Raw genomic sequence first — 12,249 nt, forward strand, 5'->3', positions numbered from 1 at the left:
TTCTCGCGAGGTGGTGTGGCCGGGAGATCTCGTGGGCCGCGCCGCGCGCCGTGCCACCGGTGGGCGAGGCGCGCGAGGGCGGCGCGCGGCGCGCGGCGCGCGTGTCAGCGAAGCGCGCGCGTGAGCCGCTGCTCCACCTGCCCGAGCACCGCCTTCGGCTCCTTGCCCTGCAGGACCTGGCTCACGCCCTGGAAGAAGGCGATCGACGCCTCGTTGTACCGAGCGCCGGTGCTGTTCGAGGGGCGCGGCACGAGCGCGATGTCCTTTGCGCTCGCCAGGAAGGGCAGCGACTTCACCACCTCCGCGTCCTGCTGCACCGACCGGATCGTCGGGAGGAAGGAGCCCGCGGTCGCGCGGAACCGCTGCGCCTCGGGGCTCGTCATGTAGCGGACGAGCTCGATCGCCGCGTCCTTGTTCGGCGAGAACTTCGACACCGCGAGCTGCCATCCGCCGATGGTGCCCGCGCTCTTCTGTCCGGGCTCGTGCGGCAGCGGGCCCGCCGCGAACTTGCCCTTGATCGGCGACCGCTCGGCGTTGCCCGCCGCGTAGGCATAAGGCCAGTTGCGCATGAAGGCGGCGTTGCCGCCCTGGAACGCGTTGCGCGCGTCCTCTTCCTCGTAGCTCGTCACGCCGGCGGAGGAGATCGAGCCCACCCAGCCCCTGGCGCGCGCGAGCGCCTTCTGGGCTTCCGGGTTGTTCACGGTGATCTTGCCCTCCTCGATGATCGCGCCGCCGCCGTGGGAGGCGATCCACTCCAGCGCGTTGCACGTCAGCCCCTCGTAGGCCTTGCCCTGCCAGACGAAGCCGAGGAAGTTCGGGCTCGCCGCCCGCTCGCCGTCCTGGATCTTCTTCGCCATCTGCTCCAGCTCGTCCCACGTCTCCGGCGGCTTCTGATACCCGTACTTCGCCAGAAGATCGGTGCGGTAGTAGAGTAGCCCGAAGTCGGTGAACCACGGCATCGCCACGAGCTTGCCGTCGACCGTGTTGTTCTGGACGATGCTCTCGATGTGCTGCTTCGCCGCCTCGCCGAGCTTCTCGCTCAGATCGACGAGGTTCTGCGCGAAGGCGCCGGGCCAGATGACGTCCAGCATCATGACGTCGATGTCCCCGGACTGCGCCTGGAAGAGGCGCTGGTAGACGGAGTAGGTCTCGGTCGCGTCCTTGGGACGGGGGATGATCGTCACCTCGATGCCGGTGTCCTTCTGGAACTGCTGGATCATCACCCTGTCGAGCTCGGCGCCCACGCCCACCGGCTCGCTGTAATACTTGAGCTTGCTGCCGGCGTATCGCTTCGCCTCGGCGGCGTTCGGCACGGCGGGGGGCTGCGCCTTGATCGCCTTCTCGCCCGGCGCCTCCGACACCGCGGCCGCCGTCGTGGCCGCGGCGCCAGGGGGGTTCTCGCGGGCAGGCGGGCTCTTGTCTCCGCGGCAGGCGCACAGCCCGACGACGAAGAAGATCAGCGCTGCGGTTCGCCATGCGCGGAGATCATGCTGCCGAGTGGGGTCCATCGCAGGATCCTTTCTGAGCTCTGTTCTGGAGAATTTTCGCATTCCCGGTGGCCGGCAGAGCTATCGAGACGCGCCGCTCACGCCCGCGCCGCGAAGGGCGAGTGCCCGCGGCAGCATCGACCAGATGCGCGCTCGGGGGCAAGGGATCGCGCCGCCTCTCCAGGGTAAAAAGCCCAGGAAAGAGCCGTCGATCACAGACGGGACGGAGCGCGCGCTGCTCGGCACTGCTCTGCTCGCTGATCGCTGGCAGCGCAGCACAGCAGACGGCGCGCGGCGCGCCGCGCACAGCGCCTGGCGAAGGCGCGTGGCGCGATGCGCTGCTCGGAGACGCGAAGCGCGCTGGCGGCGAGGTGAGGTGAGACGAGACATCAGCGCTGGCCGCGAGAGGCGACACGACGCGCGCTGGCGGCGAGATGAGGTGAGACGAAACGCGATGCGCCTGCGTCGCGCGGAGACAACGCGCGCAATACGTGCGCGCGCGCGCCGACGCCACCACCTCGCCTCGAAGCGCAATTTCAGCGGCAATTCAGCGGTAGACGCGCGCCGCGCGCGCCCTGAACGTGGGCTGCTTTGCGCTTGCGGAGCCTTTCCGGAGGCGGTAGAGCCGATGCTGCGTGGCCGGCGCTCGCGATCCGGCACGGTGCCGCGGGCTCGTGGCCTGCTGGCTCCAGGCTGGTCCTGCCGAGCAGGACGAGCCCGAACCGGCCTGCGCACGGCGGTGCATGACTCCCCTGACGTTCTCCTCCTCGGCCGACGCCCCCCGCCAGGCGGCGCGGCTCGTCGCCCGCACCTTCCGGCTCGACGCCGACACGCTCGCGAAGCTGCCCGGCGGCGTCTCGTCGCTCATGGGAGACGGCGCGCGCGTCTGGCTTCACCCCGGCACCCAGCTGGTCGCGCACGGGGTCGCCGCCCGCCTGGAGCTACCGCACGGTATCGAGGGCGGCGTGGCGTGGATCCAGGAGGCGCTCGCGTCGATCGAGGCCGCCGACGCCGTGGGCCGCCCGGGCTGCGGCCCGGTGGCGCTCGGCGCCCTGCCGTTCGACCGGACGGAGCCGGCCGCGCTCGTCGTGCCGGCCCAGATCGTCGGCGCGGCCCCCGACGGGACCGCGTGGGTCACGACCATCGGCGAGGGCGCCGCCCCGGCGCCGCACCTGGAGCGGGCCGAGGGCCAACGGCGCTCGCCCGACAGCTTCACGCTCCGCTCGGCGCTCCCGCACGAGGAGTGGTGCGGGCGCGTCGCGCGCGCGGTGGCCGACATCCAGCAGGGGGCCCTCTCCAAGGTCGTGCTGGCCCGCGCGGTCGACGTCGAGGCGAACCGCCCCATCGTCGTCGAGGAGGTCCTGCGCCGCCTGACCGCGCTCTACCCCTCGTGCGCGATCTTCCACGTCGACGGCTTCCTCGGCGCGAGCCCCGAGCTCCTGCTCTCCCGCCGCGGGCGCGCCGTCTCCTCGCACCCCCTCGCCGGCACCTACGCGGTCTCCGCCGACGTCGACGCCGACCGCCGGTTCGCCGAGGTCCTGCGGCGCTCGGCCAAGGACCAGCGCGAGCACCGCTTCGTGGTCGACGCCGTGGCCGCCGCGCTCGCGCCCGAGTGCGCGTCGCTCGAGGTCCCCAGCGAGCCGTCGATCCTGAGCCTGCGCAACGTGATGCACCTCGGCACCCCGATCCACGGCCAGCTCGCGGAGGCGGCGCCGGACGCCCTCACGCTCGCCGCGCGGCTTCACCCGACGCCCGCCGTGTGCGGCACGCCGCGCCAGGCGGCGGAGGCCTGGCTGGGCGCGCACGAGGGGATCCGGCGCGGGCTCTACGCGGGGCTCGTGGGCTGGGTCGACGCCCGCGGCGACGGCGACTGGTTCATCGGCATCCGCAGCGCCACGGTCGACGGCGCGCGCGCGCGGATGGTCGCGGGCGTCGGGGTCGTCGCTGGCTCGAGCCCGGAGGCCGAGCTGGTCGAGACGCAGCTCAAGCTCCAGGCCATGCTCGCGGCCATCATCCGCCCCTGATGCCGCGCCCGCCGCCGGGGCGCCTCACCCGAGCCGGGATCCGCGCCGGCTCGCCTGCATCGACGGCCTCGATGCGGGCCCCGAGGCGAGCTTCGCCGTGAAGACACTCCTCATCGACAACTACGACTCGTACACCCACATCCTCGGGCAGTACCTCTGGGAGGTGAGCGGCGAGGAGCCGATCATCGTCAAGAACGACAGCCTCTCGCTCGCCGAGATCGAGGGCCTGGAGCTCGACAGCATCGTCATCTCGCCCGGCCCCGGCCGCCCGGAGCGACGGGCCGATTTCGGCGTCTGCGCCGAGGTGATCGAGGCCCTCGCCGGGACGCCGATCCTCGGCGTCTGCCTTGGCCACCAGGGGCTCGCGGCGCGCTTCGGCGGGCGCGTCCAGCACGCCCCGCGGGTCATGCACGGCAAGATCGTGGAGATCGAGCACGACGGCGCCGGGCTCTTCGAGGGCGTGCCCAGCCCGTTCCAGGTGGTGCGCTACCACTCGCTCATCGTCGGCGACGGCGAGCTGCCGGCGGAGATCCAGGTGACCGCGCGCACGCGCGGCGACGGGCTCATCATGGCCCTCAAGATCAAGGACCGGCCGTTCTACGGCGTGCAGTTTCACCCCGAGTCGATCGGCACCGAGCACGGCAAGAGAATCATCCGCAACTTCAGAAATATCGCCATGGACACGCCGCGCGACCGGAGGGGCGCGGCGCTCCACCGGAGCACACGCGCGCCGGGCCTCTCCGCAGGCGCGCTGGGTGGTTGCGCGCCGGGCGCGCCGGCGGGCGCGCGGCGACGCGGGCGCATGCGTCACCTCCGGCTCCCGTGGGTCGATCCCGAGCGGGCCTTCGCCGGGCTCTTCGCCGCGGCGCCTTACGCGTTCTGGCTCGACTCGAGCGCGGCCGGCCGCGACGGGCGCTTCTCGTTCATGGGGAGCGCGACCGAGGCGATCGAGAGCCGCGGCGCCGCCGTGACGCGGTGGAGCGCCGGCGGCCCTGGGGACGCCCTCACCTCGACCACGTCCGAGGGGAGCCCGTTCGTCGCGCTCCGGCGGGAGCTCGCCTCGATATCGCTCGATCCGAGCGGCCTGCCCTTCCACTTCACCGGTGGCCTCGTGGGCTACCTCGGCTACGAGCTCAAGGAGCACCTCGGCTTCGGCGCGTCCGCTCACCCGCGCCGCGCGCTCCCGGACAGCGCGATGATGATCGCGCGGCGGATCCTGGCCTTCGACCACGTCGAGCGCGCGGTATACGCGTGCGCGATCGACGCGATCGACGCCGACGAGCCTGCGTCGCCCCCGTCCGGGCCGTGGCTGGACGAGATCGCGGCGCGCCTCCAGGGCCTCCCAGCGCTCTCGGAGCCGCTCCTGCCGCCCGTCCCGGAGGGCTTCGCCGACCGGATCGCGCACGCGCCGCGCCTCTCGCGCCGGGAGCACCTCGACGCCATCGAGGCCATCCTCCGCGAGATCCGCGAGGGCGAGACGTACGAGGTGTGCCTCACGAACGAGTTCCACGTACGGACCTCGCTGGATCCGTTCGCCCTCTACCGCGTCCTGCGCCGCACGAACCCCGCGCAGTTCTCGGCGTTCCTCAGGCTGCCGGAGGGCGCGGTGCTCTCGTCCTCGCCGGAGCGGTTCCTGGCGGTCGACCGGGAGCGGCGGGTGCGCAGCGAGCCCATCAAGGGGACGCGACCGAAGGGCGCCACCGAGGAAGAGACCCTGGCCCTGCGCCGCGATCTCGCGACCAGCGACAAGGACCGCTCCGAGCTCCTCATGATCACCGACCTCGTCCGCAACGACCTCAGCCGCGTCTGCGCCATGGGCTCGATCGACGTCGAGGCGCTCCAGCGGATCACGGAGCACGCGACCCTGCTCCAGCTCTCCTCGGTGGTCACGGGCGCGCTCCGCGAGGGGAAGGGCGCGCTCGACGCGCTCGAGGCGTGCTTCCCCGGCGGGTCCATCACCGGCGCGCCGAAGCACCGGACGGTCTCGATCATCGACGCGCTGGAGCGGCGCACGCGGGGCGTGTACACGGGCTCGATCGGGTACCTCGCGTACGAGGGCCCCATGGATATGAACATCGCCATACGGACCCTCGTCGCCGACGGCCGGGGGCTCAGCTTCGGCAGCGGCGGCGCGGTGGTCGCGGAGTCGAGCGCGGAGGCCGAGTACGAGGAGGTCCTCGTCAAGAGCTTCCCCCTGCTCCGCGCCATCTACCTCGCGGAGCGCGCCGCAGACGCCGGTCGAGCGCCCGCGCGGGACGCACGCGCCACGAGCGCGCAGCGCGGATGACGCGCCCGACGGAACCATGCACGCGGCGAAGATGCCGGTACGGCGCGCATGCCGCACCGCGTATACTCATCGCACAGAAGGAGACGCGGTCGTGAAACGAGAGAGCAACATTACGCGGAGGGGCGTCGCGGTGCGGCGGACGGTCGAGGACCTCGCCGTCGACGGCGCCATCCAGCCCATCGTCGAGGCGCTCGACAGCCACCTCGGCGTGGTCCTGGCGTCCAGCTACGAGGTCCCGGGCCGGTACACGCGCTGGGACATCGGCTTCGTCGATCCGCCGCTCGTGCTCGTCTCCCGGGGCCGCGACTTCCGGTTCACCGCGCTGAACGAGCGCGGGCGTGTGCTGCTGCCGGCCATCGACGAGGCCCTCCGTGATCTCGACGCGGTCGCGGCCCTCGAGCGGCGCAGCGACGAGGTGGTCGGCGCGGTCCGGCCGCCGGGCGAGCGGGTGCCGGAGGAGCTGCGCAGCCGGCAGCCGTCCATCTTCTCGGTGCTGCGCCGGCTCATCGAGCTCTTCGGGGTCCCCGGCGACCCGCTCTTCGGACTCTACGGCGCGTTCGCGTACGATCTCGCCTTCCAGTTCGAGCCCATCCGCCTCCGCCTGGAGCGCCCGGCGGATCAGCGGGATCTCGTCCTCTACCTCCCCGACGAGATCGTCGCCGTCGACCACCGCCGCGAGCGCGCGACGCGCACGCGCTACGAGCTGAAGTACGGCGATCGCTCGACCGACGGGCTGCCGCGCGAGGGCGCGACGCACGCCTACGTCGGCACCGACCGCGCGCCCCAGAACGAGTACGCGCCGGGCGAGTACGCCGAGCTCGTCCGGCTGGCGCGCGAGTCCTTCAAGCGGGGCGATCTCTTCGAGGTCGTGCCGGGGCAGACGCTCTACGAGCCGTGCCCGGTCGCGCCCACCGAGCTGTTTTATCGCCTGCGCGAGCGCAACCCGGCGCCCTACGGCTTCCTGATGAACCTAGGCAACGCCGAGTATCTGATCGGCGCCTCTCCGGAGATGTACGTCCGCGTCGAGGGCAATCGCGTCGAGACCTGCCCCATCTCGGGCACGATCCCGCGCGGCAGCGACCCGCTCGCCGACGCCGCGCAGATCGCGCGCCTGCTCGCGTCCGCGAAGGACGAGTCGGAGCTCACCATGTGCACCGACGTCGATCGCAACGACAAGTCCCGCATCTGCGTCCCGGGGAGCGTCCGGGTGATCGGGCGCCGGCAGATCGAGATGTACTCGCGGCTGATCCACACGGTCGATCACATCGAGGGCCGCCTTCGCGACGGCTTCGACGCGCTCGACGCGTTCCTGGCGCACACGTGGGCGGTCACGGTCACGGGGGCCCCGAAGGCCTGGGCCATGCAGTTCATCGAGGATCACGAGCGCTCGCCGCGCGCGTGGTACGGGGCGGCGGTCGGCATCGTCGGCTTCGACGGCAGCATGAACACGGGGCTCACGCTGCGCACGATCCGGGTCAAGGACGGCGTGGCCCAGGTCCGGGTCGGCGCGACGCTGCTCTTCGACTCCGATCCCGACGAGGAGGAGCGCGAGACCCAGGTGAAGGCGTCGGCGCTCCTCGACGCGATCCGGAGGCCTCGCGGCATCGCCACGCCGCCTCCGGCGGCCATCCACCCGGTGCCTGGCGGCACGCGCAAGGTCCTCCTCGTGGATCACCAGGACTCCTTCGTGCACACGCTGGCCAACTACCTCCGGCAGACGGGCGCCGAGGTGATGACGCTCCGCGCCGGCTTCCCTCACGAGGAGCTCGACGCCTACGCTCCCGACCTCGTGGTGCTCTCGCCCGGCCCTGGCACGCCCAGCGATTTTGATCTCTCCGGCACGCTCACGGCGCTGCTCCAGCGCCGGCTGCCCGTCTTCGGCGTCTGCCTCGGCCTGCAGGGGATGGTCGAGCACTTCGGCGGCAAGCTCGGCGTCCTCGACTACCCGATGCACGGCAAAGCCTCGCAGGTGCGCGTGCTCGGCGGGCGCCTCTTCGAGGGGCTGCCCCGCGAGTTCCGCGCGGGTCGCTACCACTCGCTCTACGCGTTGCGCGACGCGCTCCCTGCGTCGCTGAAGGTCACGGCCGAGACCGAGGATGGGGTCGTGATGGCGATCGAGCACACGGAGCTGCCCCTCGCGGCCGTTCAGTTCCATCCGGAGTCGATCCTGTCGCAGGACGACAACGTGGGGCTCCGGCTCGTCAGGAACGCGGTCACCGAGCTGCAGCGGGGCGACGGGCGGTGACGGTCGATCGGTAAAGCGGGGCGCTGGCGGCGAAATGAAAAAGCGCCGCCGGGGCCTCGGGGGGGGAAAGGCCACGCCAGCGGCGCTGAACCAGAATATCAGCATGAGGCGTGCCATGGCGCACTTCCGTCAGGGTCGGGCATTTCGCATGGATGTCCTGGGCGTTCATTTCGGTTCTGCACGAACAGCGCTGCACACCTGAAATGTGCGCCGCCGTCGACGAGGCCCGGGGCGCCCGGGAGCGGCTCAGGCAGGCGCCTCTGGGCTCTCGCTCCGCCGCGTGAAGATCCCCTTGCTGTACGCCATGAAGAAGCCGAGCCGCATCGCGTTGCGCTCCGTGGGGATACCGGGGCTCGCGCTGATGCACGCCAGCAGGCGACCCTGCTCGCGCACCCGCTCCAGGCGGCGGGCGATGAGCGCCTGCTGGATGCCGCGCTCGCGGAACCGGGGGAGCACCGAGGCGCCGAAGAGCGCGGCGCCCTCGCCGGAGATCTCCACGCTGCCGCCGCCGGCGGGCTCGCCGTTCACGAGCGCCAGGTACGAGTCGCATCCGGGGTGCGCGACCACGCGGCGCGTGATCTCGAAGAGCACCGGCGAGATCGGCGCGTCCGCGGGCCGGAAGCCGCTCGTCGCGATCTCGATGAACACCCGGACCTGCGCCTCGTCGCCCGGATCGATGCGCACGATCTCCAGCTCCCCGGGGCCACCATACGACGCCAGCGCGCGGAGGTCCTCGTCCGGCGCGAGCTCGCGCGCCAGCACGTTCTCGAACTCGCGCAGCACGAACCCTCGATCGGCGAGGCCGCGCACCAGCGATCCGTGCGCGAAGGGGCAGACCTGTATCTGCGGCTCCGCGCCGCGCGCCGCGTAGAACGCCACGAGGTGATCGAGATCCTCGCTTGAGACAGGCCCATCGAGGCCGAGCCCGACAGCGAAGTTTCCCCAGGAGCCCTCTCCATCAAAGGCCATCCACCCGCCCGCGATGGGCTCCGCGCAGGCGACCACGGCGGCGATGCCGACCGCCAGCCGGCGCTCCTCGATCCGGGCGATCTCGGCGTACGACAGCTTCGGCATGGCCTTGCACCTCATTGCGAGCAGGGCTCGCGCGACACGGTGTCCTCCATCCTAGTCCGATGAGGCCCGGTCTGCGCCGTTCCGTGCAAGCCAGCGCGCGGCCGCGCCGTCCCGGCGGAGCGGGCGGGCGGAGCCTCTGACGTCGCGCTCGCGCGCACACACGCGCCGTCAGGCGCCTCCGCCGCCCCGCGATCTCCGCTCGCGCGCTCGCGGGCGTTGCGATTATGCTGCGCCGCCATGAGCAGGATCTTCCGTTCACTCCCCCCGGCGGGCACCCACCTCGGCATCGCGTTCTCGGGCGGCCTCGACACGCGCTGCGCGGTGGCGTGGCTCTCGCGCAACGGGCTCAAGGTGCACGCGTACACCGCCGATCTGGCGCAGCCGGACGAGGACTCCCCCGGCGACATCCCGCCGATCGCCCTGCAGCACGGCGCGGTCTCCGCCAAGCTGGTGGACTGTCGCGAGGCGCTCGTCCGCGAGGGCATCCTCGCCATCCAGTGCGGCGCCTTCCACCTCTCGACGGGCGGCAAGAAGTACTTCAACACCACGCCGCTCGGCCGCGCGGTGACCACGACCGCGATCGTCCGCGCGATGCGCGACGACGACGTCCACGTCTTCGGCGACGGCAGCACGCACAAGGGCAACGACATCCAGCGGTTCTACCGTTATGGCATCTTCGTCGACCCCTCGCTCAAGATCTACAAGCCCTGGCTCGACCCGAGGTTCGTGGGAGAGCTCGGCGGGCGCAAGGAGATGAGCGAGTACCTCGAGCGCCACGGGCTGCCCTACCGCATGGGGACGGAGAAGGCGTACAGCACCGACGCCAACGTGCTCGGCGCGACGCACGAGGCGAAGGACCTCGAGCACCTGAACACCGGGATCAAGATCGTCCAGCCCATCATGGGCGTCGCCTCCTTCCGGCCGGAGGTCGCCATCGAGGCCGAGACGGTGACCCTCGGGTTCGAGCGCGGCGTCCCGACGACGATCAACGGCAAGCGCTTCGGCTCCGTGTTCGAGCTGTTCGTCGAGTGCAACCGGATCGGCGGGCGCCACGGGCTCGGCATGAGCGACCAGATCGAGAACCGGGTGATCGACGCCAAGAGCCGCGGAATCTACGAGGCGCCGGGCATGGCCCTGCTCCACGCCGTCTACGAGCGGCTCCTGTCCGCCATTCACAACGAGAACACCCTCGACGTGTACTTCACCCAGGGCAGGCGCCTCGGGCGTCTGCTCTACGAGGGCAAGTGGTACGACCCCGAGGCCATGATGCTGAAGGACGCGCTCTCGCGCTGGATCGCCCCCGGAGTGACCGGTGAGGTGACGCTCGAGCTGCGCCGCGGCGACGATTACAATATCCTGAACACGCGCGCCGACTACATGGCCTATGCGCCGCACAAGCTCTCGATGGAGAAGGTCGAGGAGGCCTATTTCACCCCCGAGGACCGCATCGGCGCGCTCGAGCTCCAGAACCTCTCGGTGACGGACAACCGCCAGTTCCTGATCCACCTCATCGAGAGCACGCAGGCCCTCGGCCCGGGCGGCGCCCCCGCCATCGGCGAGCTGCTCGGCGGCGACAAGCCGAAGGAATGAGCCGGGGCGGCCCCTGAGCGGAGGCCGCGCGCCGGCTCCGCTCGCGACGCGCCGGACGAGGTTGCGCCCGGCACCTCCCTGGGTCACGAGGAAGGTGCGAACGCCGGCCCGCCCGAGCGGTGCCGGCCCAGGGAGGTGGTCATGAAGGCGCTCATCATCCAGGCACTCGCCGCGGGCCTCGCGGTCCTCGTCGGAACGAAGATCCTGCCCGGCGTGCAGATCCGAAAGACCCAGACGGCGCTCGTCGTCGCCGCCGTGTTCACCGTCCTCAACCTGCTGCTCGGCTGGCTCGTGAAGTTCCTGGTCGCGGTGGCGCTCCTGCCCGCCGCCATCCTCACGCTGGGCCTGGCGTATCTCTTCTTCGGCCTCGTCGTGAACTCGGTGCTGCTCTACGCCACCGACAAGCTCATCGACGATTTCGAGATCCGGGGGCTAGGGCCGCTCTTCGGCACGGCGGCCCTCATCTCGTTCGCAGGATGGCTGTTGCCGCGCATCTTGTGAGCCCTCGCAGCCCTCGCCCGGGCGCCTACCAGAGCTGGTGAACCTGAGGCCGGAGCCGCCGGTCGTAGATCTCGCGGATCTTCGCCATCGTCTCCTGCGGCACGGGCGGCAGGTCCGCCGCGCTCGCGTTCTCGTCCACCTGCTCGGGCCGCTTCGCGCCGGGGATCACGCACGTCACCGCGTCCTGCATCAGGATCCAGCGCATCGTCCACGAGCCCATGCTCACGCCGGCGGGCACGAGCGGGCGGAGCTCCTCGACGACCTCGAGGCCCAGGTCGTAGTCGACGCCCGAGAACGTCTCGCCCTTGTCGAACGCGGCGCCCTCGCGGTTGAAATTGCGGTGATCGTCGGCCGCGAACCGGGTCGCCGCGCTCATCTTTCCGGTGAGCAGCCCCGAGGAGAGCGGCAGTCGCGCCAGGACCCCGACCTGCCGGCGCTTCGCCTCGGGGAAGAAGAGCTCGGCCGGGCGCTGCCGGAGGACGTTGTAGATGATCTGCACCGACTGCACGCCGGGGTACTCGATGGCCTTGAGCGCCTCTTCCACCCGCTCGACGCTGACGCCGTAGAACCGGATCTTGCCCGCCTTCACGAGCCTATCGAGGGCGTCGAACACCTCGGGCCGATAGTAGACATCCGTCGGCGGGCAGTGCAGCTGGACGAGGTCGAGCGCGTCCGTCTCGAGGTTCTTCAGGCTGCGCTCGACGAAGGCCGTGAGGTTCCCCTCGTTGTAGCTTGCCGCCGTGTGCGGGCTCAGGCGCCGGCCCGCCTTCGTCGCGACGACGATCTCCTCGCGCCGCTCGCGCCTGAGCCGCGCGAGCAGCCGCTCGCTCCGGCCGTCCCCGTACACGTCCGCGGTGTCGAAGAAATTCACGCCTCGATCGACGGCCCGGTGCAACGCCGCGAGCGACTCCTTGTCGTCGACGTCGCCCCAGGTGCCCCCGATCGCCCAGGCCCCGAAGCTCACCGAGGAGACGCGGAAACCCGTCCTGCCAAGAGGTCGATACTCCATGGCGGCGCATACAACCAGATTTCCCCCGCCAC

Annotated in this window: 8 protein-coding genes; 5 read left to right on the forward strand and 3 right to left on the reverse strand. The window is 71.4% G+C overall.

The annotated features are described in order from the left end of the window. Positions 1-104 precede the first annotated feature (104 nt). Entirely contained in the window at positions 105-1,508 is a 1,404-nt protein-coding gene (locus tag WMF39_RS27590) for an ABC transporter substrate-binding protein (RefSeq protein WP_437739465.1), read from the reverse strand. Positions 1,509-2,230: 722 nt separating this feature from the next. Here WMF39_RS27590 and WMF39_RS27595 point away from each other — a divergent pair. From WMF39_RS27595 to WMF39_RS27605, 3 genes are all read left to right on the forward strand, one after another. After that, positions 2,231-3,511, forward strand: coding sequence for an isochorismate synthase (locus WMF39_RS27595; RefSeq protein ID WP_437739466.1), 1,281 nt, complete (start codon positions 2,231-2,233; stop codon positions 3,509-3,511). 97 nt (positions 3,512-3,608) lie between these two features. Further along, entirely contained in the window at positions 3,609-5,798 is a 2,190-nt protein-coding gene (locus WMF39_RS27600; protein WP_437739467.1) for a chorismate-binding protein, read from the forward strand. A gap of 31 nt (positions 5,799-5,829) precedes the next feature. Further along, a complete protein-coding gene (locus tag WMF39_RS27605) occupies positions 5,830-8,043 on the forward strand; it encodes an anthranilate synthase component I (protein ID WP_437748038.1) in 2,214 nt (737 codons plus the stop codon). Between the two features lie 246 nt (positions 8,044-8,289). On the opposite strand, the gene WMF39_RS27610 is transcribed toward WMF39_RS27605, so the two are convergent. Further along, entirely contained in the window at positions 8,290-9,117 is an 828-nt protein-coding gene (locus WMF39_RS27610; RefSeq protein WP_437739468.1) for a GNAT family N-acetyltransferase, read from the reverse strand. Between the two features lie 237 nt (positions 9,118-9,354). Here WMF39_RS27610 and argG point away from each other — a divergent pair, with 237 nt between their 5' ends. Both argG and WMF39_RS27620 read left to right on the forward strand, forming a co-directional pair. Next, positions 9,355-10,707 carry an argininosuccinate synthase gene (gene argG / locus WMF39_RS27615; protein WP_437739469.1) on the forward strand — a complete coding sequence of 451 codons (1,353 nt, stop codon included), beginning with the start codon at positions 9,355-9,357 and terminating at the stop codon, positions 10,705-10,707. Between the two features lie 141 nt (positions 10,708-10,848). Beyond that, the gene (locus tag WMF39_RS27620; RefSeq protein WP_437739470.1) at positions 10,849-11,208 is read left to right on the forward strand and encodes a phage holin family protein; all 360 of its coding nucleotides are present in this window, start codon (positions 10,849-10,851) and stop codon (positions 11,206-11,208) included. A gap of 25 nt (positions 11,209-11,233) precedes the next feature. Here the strand turns inward: WMF39_RS27620 and WMF39_RS27625 are convergent, their stop codons facing one another. After that, complete coding sequence (locus WMF39_RS27625) at positions 11,234-12,217, reverse strand: aldo/keto reductase (RefSeq protein WP_437739471.1); 984 nt, start codon at positions 12,215-12,217, stop codon at positions 11,234-11,236. Between the last annotated feature and the right edge of the window lie 32 nt (positions 12,218-12,249).

The organism is Sorangium sp. So ce1504, assembly GCF_051521635.1.
GTDB classification, from domain to species: Bacteria; Myxococcota_A; Polyangia; order Polyangiales; family Polyangiaceae; genus Sorangium; species Sorangium cellulosum_B.